Source organism: [Mycobacterium] stephanolepidis (assembly GCF_002356335.1).
Classification (GTDB): domain Bacteria; phylum Actinomycetota; class Actinomycetes; order Mycobacteriales; family Mycobacteriaceae; genus Mycobacterium; species Mycobacterium stephanolepidis.
This window is the reverse complement of sequence record NZ_AP018165.1, coordinates 2,875,924-2,893,807: the sequence shown is the minus strand read 5'-3', so window position 1 is coordinate 2,893,807 and position 17,884 is coordinate 2,875,924. Positions and strand designations below refer to the sequence as shown.

Below are 17,884 nucleotides of genomic sequence, written 5' to 3'. Positions count from 1 at the left end.
TGACGCTGACAGGCTATTTGAGTACGAGGGCCGTCCCTAGCGGGATCGCGCCGGGGCGAGCGTCTAGCTGTTCCATTGCCCCACGACAGATCGCCACGCATGCCGCGCTACGTTGTGATGCCTAAGGATGCTGTGTTAGACAACGCGCCCTGCCCGCTACTTGGAACAGTGTGACTGCCTGGCGGATTGGCCCCAGAGGATTCGATGAAGGCGGCTATAGGGACGTGCCGTCGTCTTTGGCCATAAAGCCGGTGTCTCGTGGTGATAGGCGTGATGGACGTCGTAGGCCACGATGCTATTCATGTAGACGCCGTCGGCCTGACGGTCCAAATGTTTTGTGTGTTCGTCGAGATAAGCCAAGACTTCTTCGCAAGACGCGCCCTCGGCGAGCCTCTGATTGATTTCTCGGTAGAGGAGTAGCGCGAGGGAACTCGCTAGCCCAGGGCTGTAGTTATGTCGCCAGAGTTCTCGGAAAACCCGGAGACCGGGTGTCACCTCGAAGTCCCGGAATACTGTCCAAGCGCCAGCGGGCAGCTTCCAGGCGTGGCGGCGACGCGATCTTGCCGCTCGCTTACGCCCGACTGCGTGAGCTGAGCCACGTACAAGGATCGGACCCGTGCTCGTGCCGAATTCGGGGCTGGCGAGCGTTGGCCATAGGTGGAAGTCCGCAGTGGCATTGGCGCCAGGCTCCAATCGGATCGGAACGGACAGATCTGGTCGTGCCTTCCTTTGTTCTTCGTCCTTATGTTCGAACTGCATCGGCTGGACTGTGTGACGTAGTTTCGTGTGCCAGCGGTACTGACTACGGACATCGAATGAGATGTTTTCGACCGAAACAGCAGTTCGGCCGATGTTGGTCACTCTTACTCGTCCGTATTCGATGCCGAATGGTGATGTGTGATCAAACATGTTGTCGCCAAATCGAACTGGATTTCGGAAGCCTTGGTGGCTCCATGTCCGGATACCATCCTCGGCGTACGAGAGCACTATCTGAACCTTCAGGCGCGCTCCCTGAAGTCGGTAAAGGAACAGCTGCCATGCGAGACCACTCAGTGTCACTGCGGCGCTGCAGATTGACACGACTAGGGCTGCAATCGCGATCTTTGGGTCGGCTGGAGGCACAGACACAGGCTAGGCGGTGAATTGTCATCAGCAGGATTCACCTGCCGACCCGATCTAGTACCGCGCGCTATGCGTTTATTGGGCAGCCGACTAGGCAAGCCACTGTTCAACACGTTTCTGGTCAGGGTCTAGGCGGGTGTCGATGTCCAATTCGCCAGCACCGGCCGCATCTCGGGCCCGGTCGGGAGATTCCCCTTGAGTGCAAGTTGGCGACTGGACGGAACTCTTAACGTCTCGTCCGAGGAGTACTCGGGAGGTGACTCTGCCTCCGATTGACGACGTCGTTTGTGGCAGCGTCGAATACGCTACGGGCGGACTAGCTGGCTAGCGTTTCCATCCGAGTGGGTCATCTCGGAATGACTCCCACGCTCTGGCGTCTTGTCTTCCTTCGCTCGCCGATCGGCCTCTAGCTGGGCATTGTGTGCCTCCAGCAGGCCGCGAACAGATGCCGCCAATGGGTCGGTCAGAACTTCTTGCGACACTTCCTGCGCTTTGGCTTCCGCTTCGGAGACTGCTTGCCGGTAGGCCTCCATGATCGCGGCACTGTCAGGTGAACGCACAGACAGCAGCTTTCCGGCCGCGTCGACTTCAACCTTGATGTGGCCCGAGAACCCGGTGCCGCGTATCTGTTCCAACTCGTATTGGGCCCGCTGTACCTTGCGGCCAAACTCTTCGATATCTGACTCAGTCACCAGTAGATCCCCGGCTACGGCTGAAACGAAGTGAGTACGAGTGTGGGGCGGTCTTGTAGAAGGAATGCCTTGCTGTACCAGTTATTCGCGGTGAGTGCGGCGTCAAGACTGTCACTTCGGAAGTAGGTACCTTTTGGTGTGAGTGATTGAAGTGCCGGCTTTACGTCCGGTTGTGTGGGCTGCGACGGCTGCCCATCAATGTGTTTGGTGCGCAGGCCGCTTGCTACCGCCGGGTCCAGTTCGATGACCGCTTCCAGCCAGTAGGACGATGGTCCCGGAAGGTCGGTGCGCCCGTTGTGGTCGGGAGACTTCGTGCCGCCAATCCAGCTCGCCGAGAGGGGTTGTCCCAGTGCCGCAAACCGTTTGGTTAGTGGCTCAAGGTCATGTCGGATCTCGTCAGGTTGCACGCTCGTTGTTTCCGTCCGGTCGCTGGTTGGCTGGTTCTTGTCAGTGCAGCCGCCGAGGACAATCAAGCTAAGGGACAGCGCTGTCACACCTAACGTGCGAGTTAGTGTCATCATTTCGGCCACATCGGTCCGCTGGCGTTCCGGTTGTCGATTCTGTCTTCTCCGCCAGGATTCCGTTGTGGCGTAGATACATCGGTGATGGTTCCGCTCTGCGGCGGCTGGCCCAGTTCCCATGAAATTGTCTTAGTGATGCTGCCGTGGGTGTCGAAAGGTTTGGCCCAGCCGAGTTCGGCGAATCTGCCGTTGGCGTTGTCCGGCTTGCCTGTTGCGATGTCCTCGGCACCCTTGTTGAAGTTGTACCGGTCGTTGGCCTCAACGGTTACGTCCATGTATACGCGGTTACCTTCAACGCGTACGTCGCCGTGGCTCCACTGTTGATATGCGCCGATAGCTTTCTGCCAATCCTCGGTTTTCGGGTACGGAAGATTCGGGTCACCATTGCCCACGGTCTGGGTGTCACCAGTTATCGAGAAGTTCGTGTGTCCGTCCCGCACCATCTGATCGGCGGCAGCTGCGGCGCGAGCGATTTCAGAATCCACGGATGTTTTGACGCCCGGATCTTCGCGGTAGGCCTCGGTGTAGTCGAATTCTTTTGGTGCGCCGTTGTTGTCCCAGTAGTGGGAGTACATGTCGGTGGCGTCATCAAGGTCTGGCCTCACTACCTGTGCACCTTTGAGCAGCGCTTGCCATTTGGTCGATTCCTGGTAGTCCTTCTCGGTGGGATTCTCAGAGCCGTACTTGAAGTCGTCAGTGAAGTTGTATTGCGGCTTCGTCGCTTCGCCCAGAACGTATCCCGGGCCACCAGTTTCGCCAGGATTCACACCGAAAGGGTGCGGGGTTGGCGAGTCTGGGTGTTTCCGCAGGGCCATCAGATCGTTGGCTCCCATGAGGATCGCCTGTGCCGCCTTGCTTTCGGTGTCGCCAAACGAACTGAGTGAGTCTTTGATTCGTGACTCAAGGCCAGCGGCCACCGAGTCTAGGAGCTGTTGCATCACCATCTGATCCAGCATCTTCCCGGTCGGCGGCACCCGCGGCGCTGCCACCTTGCCGTCATCGGCGACAGTCATCCCTGCGGCCGGAACCTCTTTGTCGACGATGTCCAAGAGCGCGCCTTTGATCCCGGATAGCTGTGTTCCGAATGTCTTGTACTTCTCGGACACGCCTTCCACGGCTTCATCGATTTGGGTTGCAGCGACTTGCTCGCTCCAGGCTCGTCCCGAAGCGGCTGATGCGCCGCTGCCTTGCCAGTGCAGCATCGTGTTGTCTACGGCGCTTCTCATACCGCCGATCTGCTCAGCGAACGTCCGATTCGCCGACGACAATGCGTCCCCGTAGGTGTTCATTGTTTCGGGCTGGCAGCCCCGCACGTGTGAGATGGTCGCCATTTACTGCCCCGCGCGGTAGACGCTGAGCTAGTCCGAGAAGGCCCGGTCAACGTCCTCGTATGTTGTTGCCGAGGCAGACGCTAGGCCACCCATATGGTCAACGCTTTTTGCCATGTAGCCATACGCCAACTTGACTTCGGTGGCGCAGTTACTGGACGCGGCTTCGACAGGGGAGCCTGGCATGACAACCGCCGTTGGCAGCTGTATACCGCTGATAGCGGCCGCTTCGCTTTGGAGTGTCTGTCCGAGCCTCCGCAACGCGTCAGCATCAACCTGTAACAGCCCGCCCATAGTCGCCCCCTAATTAACAGCTAACTACAGCAAAACTTTACACACGCGGTGGCGAAATGAGGCGTCAACGGTCTTCGAGGGAGGCCCGTCCTGCCGCCGTGAGGTCACCGAAGAGACGTAGGCGCGCCAGCCCACCGTCTGGGTAGATGTCTAGGCGCACGTCGGTGACGGGCTGCTGGCTCTCCAGCAGGAAACGGTGTCGGGTGTCGGGCTGTAGCTGGGTGCGTGGCAGCAGCGGAACCCAGTCGCCCTGGGCGGTCAGGCCTTGTAGCCCCGCCGCACCGGGACTGTTGCCCACGAAGTACGAGGTGTCGATCTCGGCCAGACGCAGTATCCCTTCACCGGCGAGCCGCACCTGCACCCAGTCGTTGGCGCCGTCGCGGCGGCGCGCGGTCTCCCACCCGTCGCCCATCACCCGCGCAACACCGGGGAACAACAGATTCTGCGGTGAGCTGTAGAAGCGGTTGGAGCAATCGGTCACCAGGCCGCCGTTCTCGATGGCGGCCAGATCGAACTGCCCGGCGTCAAGGAATCGCGCGTCGGGCCGACCGTGGCCATGCACGCGCAATCGTGCGACTCCGCCGTCCGGGTGCATGGTCAGCCGCACATGCGTCCACCGTTGTGTGGAGTGGACGTCGAAGACGTTGCGACTGTCGCCGTAGACCTTTGCGCGCCCGATAATGCTGTGCCAGTGAGTATTCCGCGCGATATCGTCGGCGGGCGGGTACCCCTCGATCCCGGCGGCATCGACGGATATCTCCGGCGGGTAGTTGCCCTTGAACCACGCGGTGTCGACGACGATGCCCGCGATCACACCGGGCACGCCCAGCCGGACGATGGCGGAGTCGTGGCCGGGCTCGCCCGCGGGGTCGCGCCGGCGCCGGGTCTCCCACCCGTCGTACACCTGTCCCTTGTGCCCGAAGGTCGCGGGCCGGTAGTCGGCGGGCCCGGGCTTGATCAGGTTCTCCTTCTCCGCGAAGAGGTCGTCGTTGGCCCAGATCACTGCTCCGCCGAGCGGCCGCAGCGCCAGATCAGGCAGCATGGTGAAATCTGGCAGCCCGGTGGGTGTATTGCCCGTCATTGCTGGTCGGTGTCTCCTGTCGTGGTGCGTTGCACGAGTTGGTCCAGTACCGCCCGGTCACATCCGGGGGCGATGGCGACCACGTCGTCGGGGGAATAGGCGCCGCAGTCCAGACCGCGCAGAACCCCGGCGGCCAATGCCTGCGCCGTCGCCGGTTCATCGATGACACCGCCGCCCTGCCGTTGCAGGTAGGCGACGATGCGCGGGCCGGCCACCGCGAGAGCGCGCCGATGGAAGCCGTAGGTCGCCAGCCAGCGGGTGATCAGATGTCCCGGGTGCATGTCCCAGCCCTGCCAGTAGCCGCGTTCGAGTGCGCGGGTGACCAGCCGGTGATGTCTGGTGAGTGCCGCCGCCTGCTGTTCGAGGGTGCCGTCGGGGATCACCTGGGTGGAGCCGTCGCATACCCATACCCCGGTCTGCGCGGCGGCGGCGAGCATCACCGCCTTGGCGTGATCGGCCACGGGATGCTCCAGCGACTGATACTCGGCGGCGACCCCGCATGCCGCGCTGTAGTCATAGGTTCCGTAATGCAATGCGGTGAGGCGCCCCTGCCCAAGGTGGATGGCCTTGGCCAGGGTGGCGGTGCCGTCGGCGCCCAGCACTGCTTGCGGGCTTTCGATCTGAAGCTCGAAACGCAGTGAACCATGGGGCAATCCATGTACCCGCTCGAGTTCGTCGAACAAACGCAGGGCCGCCTCGACCTGAGCCAGCGCGCGGAATTTCGGGATGGTGGTGACGAATCCGCGCGGCACGCCCGATGCGCCGTCCAGCACCAGTTCCAATGTGCGCACGCTGCGCCGCAGGTGTTGGGAGGTCAGGCCCTTGATCCGGATGCCCAGTACGGCAGGAGGATTCGCCGCGATCGACAGTGAGCGCAAGGTGCGTCCCGCCTTGCGTGCGTCGGCGTCCTCGGTGCCGTCGTCGCGCCAGCCGTAGCCGTCCTCGAAGTCCACCCGCAGATCCTGGATGGGGGAGGCGGCAAGCCGTTCCGAGACGCGAGGGAGGACGCCCTGTGTGTCGAGTGCCGCGAGCACGTCTTCGTGGCGCCCGAGGAGTTCGAGCGCGGACGCACCCCACTGCGCGGGGGTCTGCACGCCGGCCAGTGCCGCGCTGACGTATGCGGTGTGGATCGGTTGCGGTTCACTGTGGCCATCGGGATAGGCAGACGCCAGCTCGGCGTCCAGACCGGCCACCAGCTCTGCGATGGGAGCCAGCCAGTCGGGACCATCGGCCTCTGGCAGGTGGGACGTAGAAGCCGCTGACACGGGTCCCATGCTCGCAGACTCGCTGCGGCGGCGTTCAGGCGTGTGCAGCTGAGGATTCCTCCTCGGGCTCGTCGGCGACCCGTTCACCGGCGAGAACCGCGCGCATGCGGTCCTTGTCGAGTTGGCCTTCCCAGTTGGCCACCACCAGCGTCGCCACGCAGTTACCCAGCAGATTCACCGACACGCGCATCGAGTCCATGATCCGGTCGGCGCCCAGCAGTAGCGCCACGGCGGCCACCGGGATGGCGCCGTGGCCAATTGCAGCCACGGTGGCCGATAGCGCCAGGAACGATGAACCCGGCACGCCGGCCATGCCTTTGGAGGTGAGCATCAGCACCAGCACGGCGGTGATCTGTTCCCCGAGGGTCAGGTCGACCCCGAGTGCCTGCGCGAGGAACAGCACACAGATCGACAGGTACAGGGTGGCTCCGTCGAGATTGAAGGAGTATCCGGTGGGAATGACCAGTCCGGTGGTCGTCTTGGAACAGCCGGCGTAATTGAGCTTGGTCATGATGCGCGGCAGCACCACTTCGGTGGACGCGGTTCCGAGCGCCAGGAAGAGCTCGTCCTTGATGTAGACGACGAATTTCCAGAGATTCACCCCCGCGAAAATCCGCGCGATCACCGCCAGGACTCCGATGAACAGCAGCGCCGCCGCATAGCAGGCCGCGATGAGCTTGCCGTAGCTGCCCAGCGAGCCGATGCCGTATTGACCCACGATGTAGGCCATCGCCCCGAGCGCGCCCAGCGGCGCCAGCCGCATGATCCACCCGATGATGGTGAAAAAGATGTGACTGAGGTGGTCGATGAACTCGAGGACCACCGGCGGCCCCGACTCGCCGAACTTGGCCAGCGCCAGGCCGAACAGCACCGCGAAGAACAGCACCTGCAGCAGCGCGTTTTCGGCGAAGGCCGAGACGATCGAGGAGGGGATGATGCCGAGCAGGAACTCGACGGTATGGGGCAGCTCGCCGTTGTTGGTCTTCTTCGCGATGGCATCGGCCCCCGTCGCCAGGGTGCCCGCGTCGATGTGAAATCCCGCTCCCGGTTTGGCGAGATTGCCCACCAGCAGCCCGAACATCAGGGCGAATGTGGTGACCGCCTCGAAGTAGATCAGGGCCTTGACGCCGATCCTGCCGACGGACTTGAGGTCTCCGACATGGGCGATCCCGAGCACCACCGTGCAGAAGATGATCGGGGCGATCAGCATCTTGATCAGCTTGATGAAACCGTCCGCGAGGGGGCGCAGGTTGGCGCCGACCTCCGGCCACAGCCACCCGATAAGTACGCCCGCGATGATCGCCACCAGAAGCTGGACGAACAGCGATCGGTACCAGGGCGGCTTGTTCGCCAGGCGCACCATCTCACTGGCGGGTATCTCGATGGCGGTCGACATGTGCGCGACCGTAACGACGGCCTGTTTATCGGATGTGAACACGGTATTCAGCCCGTATTACGCACGGCGCGCCCGTGCGGTTCGATGGACGTATGCAACCGGATACCGGCACGGGCCTCGTCATCGGCGCGGTGCTGGCAGCTGGTGCCGGAAGCCGCTATGGCATGCCGAAGATCCTTGCCGAGAACGGACGCTGGCTCGAACTGGCCGTCGTGGCACTGGATCGGGGCGGTTGCGACGAGATCTATGTGACGCAGGGCGCTGCGTCGGCCGAGATACCTTTGCCCGCACGGGGTATCGACGTGGAGCGGTGGCGGGACGGCGTGTCGGAATCGGTGCGGGCGGTGCTGGAAATTGTGCACCCGCGCACAGATGTGGCCGGGGTACTCATTCATTTGGTGGATCTGCCGTCGGTGGGGCCGGAGGTGGTCGACGCCGTGCTGCGCGCCGGTGAGCGCCGCCGATCGGCGCTGGTCCGCGCGACATTCGGGGGTCGGCCGGGGCATCCGGTGTACATCGGCTCGGAGCATTTCGGGCCGTTGTCGAGCGCCCTGGCGGGCGACCGGGGAGCCGGGCCGTACCTGGCCGCACGCGGCGACGTGATCGAGGTGCCGTGCGGGCATCTCGGCGACGGTTCCGACCACGATTACCGGCCGTAAACCAGATGCCGCGGCGTGTATCGCATGCCGAGGAGATAGACGGCGAAACCGATGCCCGCGCCCACGAACCAGGTAAAGGCGGCCAGATATGTGCTGCCCCAGATCACGGTCGCGATGGCCACTGCGGCGCCGACCACCGTCGCGGTCACCGCGACCGGGTTGATGCCGCCGCGGTAGTAGTACGTCCCCGACGGGGACAACGTGAACAGATCGTCCACGATGACCGTGCGGTCCTGCACCAGATAGAAGTCGGCGATCAGGACTCCGAAGAGTGGGCCGATCACGGCGCCGAGAATGTCGAGCGTGTAGTGGATGGTGTTGGGGTTGTTGTAGAGATTCCAGGGCGTGATCAGGATCGAGCCGACCGCCGCGATCATCCCGCCGGCGCGCCAGCTGATCCGGGTCGGGGCCAGATTGGAGAAATCGAAAGCGGGCGAGACGAAGTTGGCCACGATGTTGATCCCGATGGTGGCGATCGCGAAGGTGAGCACGCCCAGCACCGCCGCGGTGGTGTTGTTGATCTTGTCCACGATCAGCACCGGGTCGGTGATGATGGCGCCGTCCTCGCCGCGGCCGATGACCGTTGCGCCGGCCGAGACCGTGCATACCGCCAACACGGCGAAGAACAGGAAGTTCAACGGCAATCCCAGAAAGTTGCCGCGTTTGACCTCGTCGAAGGTGCGGCCATATCGGGAAAAGTCACCGAAGTTGAGCATGGGGCCCGAGAAGTACGACACCACCAGTGCGATCGCGCTCAGCACCGTCGCCGCTGCGGCGAACCCAGTTTTGGGCGGGCCCGAGGCCAGGCCGAAATGCACGTTTTCCCAACCGGCCGCGACGACGAGATAGAGCGCAAGTGCCAGCATCACCGCGTACACCGCGGGCCCGCAGAAGTCGATGAATTTACGTATCGCCTCCATGCCGTTCCAGAAGACTGCGGCCTGCAGTACCCACATCAGCAGGAAGCCGCCCCAGCCCAGGAAAGACAGACCCAGAAAGCCATACTCGTCGGCATTGGTGTAGCGACCAAGGGAAGGCTCGAACTTCACCGCCAAAAGCACGAATGCCGTTGATGCCAAATAGGTTTGAATGCCATACCAGGCCACGGCGATGAGTCCGCGGATCACGGCCGGAAGATTGGCGCCGCGCACTCCGAACGCGATGCGTGTGGTCACCGGGTAGGGCACGCCGGTCTGTTGGGAGGGGCGAGCCACCAGGTTGCACAGCCAGTACACCGCCACGATGCCGACCAGCAGGGCGAGCAGCACCTGCGATGCTGAGATTCCCAGCGCGAAAAGACTTCCCGCGAAGACGTAACCGCCGACACTGTGTACATCGGACATCCAGAACGCAAAGAAGTTGTAGCTGGTCCAATTCTGAGTCCGCAGCGGTGCCAGGTCGCCATTGGTCAACGCCGGGTCATAGCCGGGCTTGATCACACTCTCCCCGGCAGCACCGTGTCCGCCGGTCGGGGCGATGGCCTCAGCCGTGAGTGCGCCGCTCACAGAACCTCCTCCGAATGTCGACCAGCCAGGAAAGCTGGTGACACCCGAAACTAAGCGGCCGGTGTTGCCACCGTGTTGCGCGGAAACAATATTTTCCCGGATCAGAATCGATCCACCGGAACGTGATTCGATGCGGTGGATCGGGCCGCCTACTATCGTGCGCACGATGGCTCATAACGAGGCTGGACAGGCGGCACCCCGCGACATGGTGGGTTATGGGCGCACGCCGCCACACCCGCGGTGGCCCGGCGAGGCGCTGATCGCGGTGCAGTTCGTGCTCAACTACGAAGAGGGCGCGGAAAACAACGTCCTGGATGGCTCGGCGGGTTCAGAGACATTTCTCTCGGAGATGGTCCCGGCCGAGGCATTCCCCAACCGGCACATGAGCATGGAGTCGCTGTACGAATACGGCTCACGGGCCGGTCTCTGGCGCGTCTTGAGGGTCTTCGAGCGCCGTGGCCTGCCGCTGACCATCTTCGCGGTGGCGCGGGCTTTGCAGCGCAATCCAGAGGCGGTGGCCGCGTTCAGTGAGCTTGGGCACGAGATTGCCTGCCACGGGCTGCGCTGGCAGTCCTATCAGTTGGTGTCGCCGGATATCGAGCGTGAGCACATGGTGCAGGCGGTTCAGATTCTGCGCGATCTCACCGGCGCGGCGCCCCTGGGGTGGTACACAGGGCGGGACTCCCCACAGACCCGGCAGCTGGTGGTCGAGCACGGAGGGTTCACCTACGACTCCGACTCGTACGCCGATGACCTGCCGTACTGGGTTCGGGTGGCCGCTCACGGCGGTGTGACGGACCACCTGGTGGTGCCCTACACCCTGGACACCAATGACATGCGGTTCGCCTCACCGGCCGGATTCCCCAGTGGGGAACAATTTTTCACCCATCTGCGTGATGCCTTCGATTGTCTGTACGCCGAGGGGGAGGCGGGCAGTCCGAAGATGCTGTCGGTGGGTTTACATTGCCGGCTGGTAGGCCGGCCGGCGCGCACGGTTGCGCTCGAACGGTTCCTCGACCACGTACAAGCGCATGAGGCGGTGTGGATCGCCAGACGCATCGACATCGCCGAGCATTGGCGTCGGGTTCATCCCGCCGGTATCGATCCGAACGAATCCAATAGTCCGGCATAGGGTTTGACCGGAGGTGCGGCGAACTCGCCGTGTCCGGATTTGCGCAGGCCCATCGATACCAACGATTGCACCAGGTTCACCGCGGCTGCCACGCCGTCGATTACCGGGAGTCCGATCTCTGCCGAGATGTCCCGGCACAGCCCGGCCATTCCCGCGCAGCCCAGCACGATCACCTCGCTGCCGTCGTCGCGCGCCGCGCGGCGGCATAGTTCTATGAGAATATCCTTGGTCTGGGGATTGGTTTCCAAGTCGAGCACCGCGATATCGCAACCGTGCACGCCTCGGCAGAAACGTGACATCCCATAGCGTTCGGCCAGATCCCAGGCGCGACCGGCGGTGCGTTCCAGTGTGGTGACCACACTGAACCCCCGGCCCAGGTGACTGGCCATGTGCATGGCGGCCTCGGCGATACCGAGCACCGGACCGGTGGCAAGTTCCCGGGCCGCATCGAGGCCGGGATCGCCGAAGCACGCGAGTACATACCCTTCGGCGCCTTCGGATTCGGCGCGACGGATTTCGGCCAGCACACCGGGCACACTCAACGCCTCGTCGTAATGGCTCTCTATCGATACCGGCCCTATCGAAGGGTTGACGGTGGTGATGCTGGTTCCCGGCCAGGCCGCCGATTCCGCCACCACGCCGACGGCCTTCGTCATGGCCTCGGTGGTATTGGGATTGATGACGCGTATCCGCATGGCCCACAGGGTACGTCGCCCGCGTAGGGTGCGGGGTGTGGCGCTGTCACAGCGCACCGCGCCATGAAACGTTCGCGTTAACTCTGTGTCGCCAGCGATGGCGGGCAGGCGCGAGCGCTGGGAAGATCGGGTGGTAGGCGACGGCGATGGAGGGCGAATGTCACGTACGTTCCGCTACCGGAGGCTGATCAACGAGCTGCGCGCCAACACGTCCGGGCATGACCAGACGAGCGTGCTCGACGGGCTGCGGCGTGCCATCCTGGACGGTGCCGCGCCACCGGGTTCGACGATCCCCATCAACGAAGTGGCCGACACGTACCAGATCAGTCCCATTCCGGTGCGGGAAGCGCTCAAGACCCTTGTCGCCGAAGGGCTTGTCAATCATCGCGCCAATGGCGGATATCGGGTGGCTCAACTCACGCTGCCGGAGCTTCGTGAGATCTATTTCACCCGAGGCGTTCTCGAGCGTGCCGCGCTGGCGCAGGCCGCGGCGCTGGCAACCTCGGAGGACCTGGATCGAGCGCTGGCCGAACACGAGCTGCTGCAACAGGCGACTGTCGAGGGTGATGCGCGGGCCTTTCACCTGCACTCCCGGCGTTTTCACCGCGCCTTGGTAGCCCCCTGCGGCATGCATCGCCTGTTGCACATGTTCGAGGCCACCTGGAATCTGACCGAACCGTTTCAGGTGATGCGGACGGTATCGGCGTCGGATCAATTGCAGCTGCATGCCGACCATGAGGCGATGATCACAGCGGTGGCAAGGCGCGATACCGACGCCCTGCTCGCGGTGGCGAGCACACACCACGACCGCTTGGAGTCGGCGATAGTCTCTGCCGCAGGGCAATTGGATGTGATCGTCGATACGTAGCGGGATTGACCGGTCGGCAAAATATAGACACCCGGCAACCTGGCCGCAACACGCTGGCTCTAGCGTCGCTTGCGCGGCCGGCGGGTGTGTGCGGACGCTCCGAGACCAGGGAGGTTCCGCGATGAGGAGAGTTCATCCCGTCGATGAGGTGCCGTCCGCGGGCAAGCTCGTCACGCTGGGCATTCAACATGTGATCGCGTTTTATGCCGGCGCGGTACTGGTGCCGCTGCTCATCGCGCGCGCCATCGACCTGGACGCCGAGGCGCTGACCATGCTGATCACCGCCGACCTGTTCACCTGCGGTATCGCCTCCATCCTGCAGGCGGTCGGGTTCGGGAAGATCGGCGTGCGACTGCCGCTGCTGCAGGGTGTCACCTTCGCGACCCTGGCCCCGGTGATCAAGATCGCCAATGACCACGGCGGCGGCCGGGTCGGGCTGCTCACCGTCTACGGCGCCGTCATCGCCGCCGGCGCGTTCACCTTTCTCATCGCGCCGTTCTTCGCCCGCCTCATCCGTTTCTTCCCGCCCATCGTGACCGGCTCGGTCATCACGATCATCGGGGTGTCGCTGTTGCCGGTGGGCATCGGCGACGCCGTCCGTAACCCGCACAGCCCGGTGGCCGCGCACGATCCCGGCAACGGGCGCTGGCTGGTGTACGCGGTGGGCACCATCGTGCTGATCGTGTTGATGCAGAGGTTCTTTCGTGGCTTCTGGAGCACCATCGCCGTGCTGCTCGGGTTGATCGCCGGTACCGCCATCGCCTGGATCGCCGGTGATACCGATTTCACCCGGGTGGGTGAGGCGGGCTGGATCGGATTCACCTCGCCGTTCGCCTTCGGCGCACCGCGTTTCGACGTCATCGTGGTGGTGTCTCTGATCGTGGTGCTGATGGTGACCGCTGTTGAATCCACCGGCGCGGTCTTCGCCACCGCCGAGATCGTCGGCAAGCGGGTGCGCGGGGCGGATATCGCGGCCACCGTCCGCGCCGACGGCATCGCCACCATGATCGGCGGCACCTTCAACTCCTTCCCCTACACGGCGTTCTCGGAGAACGTCGGTCTGGTGCGCCTGACCGGGGTCAAGAGTCGTTGGGTAGTAGCGGCCGCCGGGGTCATCATGATGGTGTTGGGAGTGTTGCCCAAGACCGCCAAGGTCGTGGAGTCCATCCCGGCCCCGGTGCTGGGCGGGGCCGCGATGACACTGTTCGCGACGGTGGCTGTGGTCGGCATCCAGACTCTCGGCAAGGTCGACTTCAACGATCACCGCAACTTGATCATCGCCAGTACCTCACTGGCCATGGGGATGTACGTACAGTTCTCCCAATCATCGGGCCCGTCGACGGTGCTGGATCGCGGACGTGAGGTTCAGGTTCCCGCGTTGCCGGGAATCGACCAGGCTGTGCCGGGCCTGCTGCAGATCCCGTTCAGCACCGGTATCACCATGGGCGCTATCACCGCGATCGCCTTGAATCTGTTGTTCTTCCACACCGGCAGCCGGGGTATTGCGGTGGCGGGCGGCGGCGCCATCCGGCTCGCACAGGTCAACGAGATGACGTTGGAAGAGTTCCGTCGCACCTTCGGCGCACTGGTCCAAGACGTGCACTGGGTTGTCGATCGTGCCTACCGCCAGCGTCCCTTCGCCGACGCACACGATCTACGCAGCGCCTTCCAGGAGGCGATGCTCACCGGTAGCGATGACGAACAGCTCGAACTCATCAGATCGTTCCCCGATTTGGGCGCCGAGGACGAAGCTGGAGAGATGACGGCCGTCGACCACACCATTTTGCAGACTCTCGATGAGGGGGAGCTGAACAACGTGGTGAGCCTGGCCAACGCTTATCGCGAACATTTCGGTTTTCCACTGGTGATCTGCGCGCGTGAGACCGAGCGCTATGAGCGGGTACTGCGCAACGGGTGGAGCCGCATGGAGAACTCGACGACCAGCGAGCGGTCCTTTGCCCTTATCGAGATCGCCAAGATCGCCAATTACCGGTTCGATGATCTGGTGGCCGATGCGAACCCCATCACGACGGCCCGCTTCGGGCGCTTCGAGGACTTCCATGCGGCGCGTTGACTGGCGGGGGATCGAGAGCTTCAACGAACTCAGCGACGGCCAGGCGATCCACTGGCTCTACGAGTGCTGCGCGTCGCGGATATGGGCGGTGCGGGTCGCCGCAGGCCGGCCGTTCCGCGATGAAGATGCGCTGTATCACCGGGCGGACTTGATTCTGGCCGAGCTCACCGACTCGGACCTGGATGAGGCTCTGGACGGGCACCCGAGGATCGGGGAGCGATCCGATAGCGCGGCGTCGCGCCGGGAGCAGTCCGGCGTCACCGGTGCCGACGCCGCGGTGCTGCAGCGTCTGCGGGAATGCAATGCCGAGTATGAGGAGCGGTTCGGCTACGTGTACCTGGTCTTTGCCAATGGTAGGCCCGCCGAGGAGCTATTGGCGATCTTGCAGGAGCGGCTCAAGAACGACCCGCAGCACGAGCGCCGTGTGATGAGAATGGAATTGGGAAAGATCAATCGCAGCCGCCTGGAGCGGATGCTGGGTCCGGCGGGCAGGCATGCTGATGATGTCGAGACGGAAGGTGGATTGTGACGGGTTTGAGTACCCATGTGCTGGACGCGGTATCGGGCCGACCGGCGCGGGGCGTGCGGGTGACGCTTCTGGACGGCGCGGGTACCGAGCTGGCCGGCAGCACAACAGATTCCGACGGCAAGATCGCCGACCTCACCGGCACGGTGCTGGCTGCTGGGCGGTATCGGCTGATCTTCGACACCGGCACCTGGTTCACCGACAACGGGATCGAGGGTTTCTACCCGGAAGTGATCATCAGTTTTCAGGCGGACGGTGGTGGGCATCTGCATGTCCCGTTGCTGCTGAGCCCGTACGCCTACTCCACCTATCGCGGCAGCTGAGAAAGGAAACGCACCAGTGGCAATCGTCCTCGGAGGCAATCAGTACGGCAAGGCCGAGAATCGGGTAGTCAGGATCTATCGCGACAGCCCGCGTCATGAGATCAAGGACCTCAACGTCGGCAGCGCGCTGCGTGGGGATTTCGCCGCCGCCTACACAGACGGCGATCAGCGCAAGGTGCTGCCCACCGACAGCCAGAAGCAGACCATCTATGCCTACGCCAAGGAGAAGGGCATAGAGACCATCGAGCGATACGGCCTGGACTTGGCGCACCACTTTGTGGACGAGTACGAACCGGTGACCGGTGCGCGCATCGAGATCGACGAATATGCCTGGGAGAGAGTTGTCGTCGACGGGCGCGAGCACGACCACAGCTGGGTTCGCAAGGGGCAGGAGGTGCGTACCGCGGAGATCACCGTCGACGGTGTGGGTGCGGCGCAGCGGACCTGGGTGATCGGTGGTCTCAAAGACCTGGTTGTGCTGAAGTCGACGGGTTCGGAGTTTCACGATTTCCTCGAGGACAAATACACGGTTCTGCAGCCCACCAGTGACCGGGTGATGGCCACCTCGCTGGTGGCCAAATGGCGCTTTGTCGGAGCCGATATCGACTGGGATGAGACGTATCTGGGGGTCAAGCGGATCATTCTGGAGCGCTTCGCCACCGTGCATTCGTTGGCTCTGCAGCAGACGCTGTACGAGATCGGCAAGGCGATCCTGGAGTCGTATCCGCTGATCGCCGAGGTTCGGCTCTCGGCGCCCAACAAGCACCACTTCGTCTACGACCTGTCGCCGTTTGGGCTGGAGAACCCCAACGAGGTTTTCCACGCCGACGACCGTCCGTACGGGCTCATCCAGGCCATCGTGGCGCGCGACGACGCTCCGGAGGCCGGGCCGGCCTGGGACCCGCATCTGGCCTGGCTGGTCTAGCGGTCGCGGTCGAGGTAGCCGGTGATATCGCGCCCACGCACCCGCACCGAGCTGATGGCCGGTTCGCGTAGCCCCATGAGGAGGCGGAACAGCAACTGTTCGGTGGCCAGCTGCTCATCGTCAGATCGGATGCCATGGGAGAGGGTGTCGGCCAACGGTTCCCATCGGTGCGGATCGATGATCAGGAAGTCCGCGTCCTTGCCTTTGTCCAAGTTGCCAAACGTTTCTTCGCGGTCCAACGCGCGGGCCCCGGCAAGGGTGGCGGTGAACAACAGCTCGGCGGGATGCAGGGACACCGCGGCCGACGCCGGCTCCGACATGTGGACTTTGAAGCAGTCGTTCAGCACGCGCGTCATCAGCCATTCATCGCCACCGCCCACATCGGTGCCCAGAGCGATGGTGACTCCGCTCTCGACGGTCCGGCGCCACGGCATCGTTCCGGAGCCCAGGAACAGTTGCGAGGTGGGGCAATGCGCTATGGAGGAACCGGTTTCGGCCATGCGCGCCAGTTCGGCATCCTGGCAGTGCACGGCGTGCGCCAGGATGCTCCTGCGGCCCAACAGGGTTGAGCCCCCCTTGCGAGAGCCGGGCAGGAAATGACCGTCGTAGGTATCCAGATAGCTGCTCACCCCGAACGTGGACAGAGTGACGTCCACCTCGCCGGTGCCCGGCCGAGCGTTCTCGTTGAGGTGGGAATGGAAGTAGACGCCGCTGCCGCGCACCCCGTCGTACAGCTCGCCGAGCGCCGTGAGGGTATCGGGCGTGACAGACAAGGAGAACCGGGGCACCAGCGCCACATCGGTGAGCGGGCCGCCATGCCAGCGCTCGATTTCGTCGGCACAGAGCTGGATTGCGCGCTCAGTGGTGGTGAGCAGTGGCGCGGCGCTGTCGGGCCCGGTGGTCTGCACGCCGCGTCCGCTGACCATCCGCAGGCCCGCGGTGCGCGTCGCCGTGAACAAGGCCTCCTGCGCGTCGGGGAACGCCGAACCCATCACCATCGCGGCCGTGGTGCCGGCGGCGATGCGGCGCCGGCAAAAGGTTTCGGCGGTGTGCTGGGCGAGCACCGGATCGGCCAAACGGGCCTCTGCAGGAAAGATGCAGCGCTGCAGCCACTCCAGCAGTTGGCCGCCGCCGTACGAATCGGTGCAGTAGGTCTGCGGGAAGTGCATGTGCGTGTCGACGAAGCCCGGAAGCAGGAAACCGGGGCGATGATCGCGCACCGGCCACGCGGAGTATGCCTGCGGCAGTTCGGTATAGGTGCCGCAGTACGCGATCACACCGTCGAAGCCGACCGCCAGCGCGCCCTCGGGGATCGACTGCAGGTGCGCAGCGGCATCGGCGATACCGGGGGAGCCCGCGATATGGAAGATATGTCCGCGGTAGACGGTGGCGGCAATCGGGTCCATCGCACCATAGTGCACATCGCGCGTCGGGTCCGCAGCCCAAGGGTTACCGGCAGGCCCCGCCCGTGAGTCCAA

16 protein-coding genes are annotated in these 17,884 nt (G+C 63.8%); 7 read left to right on the top strand and 9 right to left on the bottom strand.

Translation table 11 applies throughout. The features are described 5' to 3' along the window. Positions 1-1,427: 1,427 nt before the first annotated feature. The 6 genes from MSTE_RS14360 to dctA form a co-directional block, all read right to left on the bottom strand. The gene (locus tag MSTE_RS14360) at positions 1,428-1,814 is read right to left on the bottom strand and encodes a YbaB/EbfC family nucleoid-associated protein (protein WP_231896888.1); all 387 of its coding nucleotides are present in this window, start codon (positions 1,812-1,814) and stop codon (positions 1,428-1,430) included. 14 nt (positions 1,815-1,828) lie between these two features. Continuing rightward, the gene (locus tag MSTE_RS14355) at positions 1,829-2,335 is read right to left on the bottom strand and encodes a hypothetical protein (RefSeq protein ID WP_231896887.1); all 507 of its coding nucleotides are present in this window, start codon (positions 2,333-2,335) and stop codon (positions 1,829-1,831) included. Then, a complete protein-coding gene (locus MSTE_RS14350; protein ID WP_096502170.1) occupies positions 2,332-3,666 on the bottom strand; it encodes a hypothetical protein in 1,335 nt (444 codons plus the stop codon). Before MSTE_RS14350 ends, MSTE_RS14355 begins: the two co-directional genes overlap by 4 nt. Before the next feature lie 355 nt (positions 3,667-4,021). Next, positions 4,022-5,038 (bottom strand): allantoicase, encoded by a 1,017-nt coding sequence (gene alc / locus MSTE_RS14340; RefSeq protein ID WP_096502166.1) that lies wholly within the window; start codon positions 5,036-5,038, stop codon positions 4,022-4,024. Beyond that, the gene (locus MSTE_RS14335; protein ID WP_162291429.1) at positions 5,035-6,312 is read right to left on the bottom strand and encodes a DUF6986 family protein; all 1,278 of its coding nucleotides are present in this window, start codon (positions 6,310-6,312) and stop codon (positions 5,035-5,037) included. Before MSTE_RS14335 ends, alc begins: the two co-directional genes overlap by 4 nt. Before the next feature lie 25 nt (positions 6,313-6,337). Continuing rightward, positions 6,338-7,699: a C4-dicarboxylate transporter DctA gene (gene dctA / locus MSTE_RS14330; RefSeq protein WP_096502164.1), complete on the bottom strand. Its 1,362-nt coding sequence runs from the start codon at positions 7,697-7,699 to the stop codon at positions 6,338-6,340. Between the two features lie 92 nt (positions 7,700-7,791). Here dctA and MSTE_RS14325 point away from each other — a divergent pair, with 92 nt between their 5' ends. Then, positions 7,792-8,358, top strand: a complete 567-nt coding sequence (locus tag MSTE_RS14325) for a nucleotidyltransferase family protein (protein WP_096502162.1) — start codon at positions 7,792-7,794, stop codon at positions 8,356-8,358. On the opposite strand, the gene MSTE_RS14320 is transcribed toward MSTE_RS14325, so the two are convergent. Further along, positions 8,346-10,028 (bottom strand): NCS1 family nucleobase:cation symporter-1, encoded by a 1,683-nt coding sequence (locus MSTE_RS14320; RefSeq protein WP_162291428.1) that lies wholly within the window; start codon positions 10,026-10,028, stop codon positions 8,346-8,348. The genes MSTE_RS14325 and MSTE_RS14320 overlap by 13 nt on opposite strands. Before the next feature lies 1 nt (position 10,029). Here MSTE_RS14320 and puuE point away from each other — a divergent pair, with 1 nt between their 5' ends. Further along, positions 10,030-10,995 carry an allantoinase PuuE gene (gene puuE / locus MSTE_RS14315; protein ID WP_096502160.1) on the top strand — a complete coding sequence of 322 codons (966 nt, stop codon included), beginning with the start codon at positions 10,030-10,032 and terminating at the stop codon, positions 10,993-10,995. Here the strand turns inward: puuE and MSTE_RS14310 are convergent. Then, positions 10,950-11,690, bottom strand: coding sequence for an aspartate/glutamate racemase family protein (locus MSTE_RS14310; protein ID WP_096502158.1), 741 nt, complete (start codon positions 11,688-11,690; stop codon positions 10,950-10,952). The genes puuE and MSTE_RS14310 overlap by 46 nt on opposite strands. Positions 11,691-11,847: 157 nt before the next feature. On the opposite strand from MSTE_RS14310, the gene MSTE_RS14305 reads away from it, so the two are divergent. The 5 genes from MSTE_RS14305 to pucL all read left to right on the top strand — a co-directional run bounded on the left by MSTE_RS14305 (position 11,848) and on the right by pucL (position 16,406). Beyond that, positions 11,848-12,558: a GntR family transcriptional regulator gene (locus MSTE_RS14305; RefSeq protein ID WP_096505889.1), complete on the top strand. Its 711-nt coding sequence runs from the start codon at positions 11,848-11,850 to the stop codon at positions 12,556-12,558. A 121-nt stretch (positions 12,559-12,679) separates the two neighbouring features. After that, complete coding sequence (locus tag MSTE_RS14300) at positions 12,680-14,632, top strand: solute carrier family 23 protein (protein WP_096502156.1); 1,953 nt, start codon at positions 12,680-12,682, stop codon at positions 14,630-14,632. Next, on the top strand, positions 14,619-15,161 hold the full coding sequence (gene uraD / locus MSTE_RS14295) for a 2-oxo-4-hydroxy-4-carboxy-5-ureidoimidazoline decarboxylase (protein ID WP_096502154.1): 543 nt from the start codon (positions 14,619-14,621) through the stop codon (positions 15,159-15,161). The genes MSTE_RS14300 and uraD overlap by 14 nt, the downstream gene beginning before the upstream one ends. Then, the gene (gene uraH, locus MSTE_RS14290; RefSeq protein WP_096502152.1) at positions 15,158-15,481 is read left to right on the top strand and encodes a hydroxyisourate hydrolase; all 324 of its coding nucleotides are present in this window, start codon (positions 15,158-15,160) and stop codon (positions 15,479-15,481) included. Before uraD ends, uraH begins: the two co-directional genes overlap by 4 nt. A 16-nt stretch (positions 15,482-15,497) precedes the next feature. Continuing rightward, positions 15,498-16,406 carry a factor-independent urate hydroxylase gene (gene pucL / locus MSTE_RS14285; protein WP_096502150.1) on the top strand — a complete coding sequence of 303 codons (909 nt, stop codon included), beginning with the start codon at positions 15,498-15,500 and terminating at the stop codon, positions 16,404-16,406. Here pucL and MSTE_RS14280 read toward each other — a convergent pair. Beyond that, a complete protein-coding gene (locus MSTE_RS14280) occupies positions 16,403-17,812 on the bottom strand; it encodes an amidohydrolase family protein (RefSeq protein WP_096502148.1) in 1,410 nt (469 codons plus the stop codon). The genes pucL and MSTE_RS14280 overlap by 4 nt on opposite strands. Between the last annotated feature and the right edge of the window lie 72 nt (positions 17,813-17,884).

Bases quoted from the DNA above. Each gene is read 5' to 3' on its own strand.
- MSTE_RS14355 (WP_231896887.1), bottom strand. From the start codon at position 2,335: ATGATGACACTAACTCGCACGTTAGGTGTGACAGCGCTGTCCCTTAGC.
- puuE (WP_096502160.1), top strand. From the start codon at position 10,030: ATGGCTCATAACGAGGCTGGACAGGCGGCACCCCGCGACATGGTGGGT.
- MSTE_RS14310 (WP_096502158.1), bottom strand. From the start codon at position 11,690: ATGCGGATACGCGTCATCAATCCCAATACCACCGAGGCCATGACGAAG.
- MSTE_RS14325 (WP_096502162.1), top strand. From the start codon at position 7,792: ATGCAACCGGATACCGGCACGGGCCTCGTCATCGGCGCGGTGCTGGCA.
- dctA (WP_096502164.1), bottom strand. From the start codon at position 7,699: ATGTCGACCGCCATCGAGATACCCGCCAGTGAGATGGTGCGCCTGGCG.
- MSTE_RS14300 (WP_096502156.1), top strand. From the start codon at position 12,680: ATGAGGAGAGTTCATCCCGTCGATGAGGTGCCGTCCGCGGGCAAGCTC.
- MSTE_RS14335 (WP_162291429.1), bottom strand. From the start codon at position 6,312: ATGGGACCCGTGTCAGCGGCTTCTACGTCCCACCTGCCAGAGGCCGAT.
- alc (WP_096502166.1), bottom strand. From the start codon at position 5,038: ATGACGGGCAATACACCCACCGGGCTGCCAGATTTCACCATGCTGCCT.
- MSTE_RS14350 (WP_096502170.1), bottom strand. From the start codon at position 3,666: ATGGCGACCATCTCACACGTGCGGGGCTGCCAGCCCGAAACAATGAAC.
- MSTE_RS14305 (WP_096505889.1), top strand. From the start codon at position 11,848: ATGTCACGTACGTTCCGCTACCGGAGGCTGATCAACGAGCTGCGCGCC.
- uraD (WP_096502154.1), top strand. From the start codon at position 14,619: ATGCGGCGCGTTGACTGGCGGGGGATCGAGAGCTTCAACGAACTCAGC.
- MSTE_RS14280 (WP_096502148.1), bottom strand. From the start codon at position 17,812: ATGGACCCGATTGCCGCCACCGTCTACCGCGGACATATCTTCCATATC.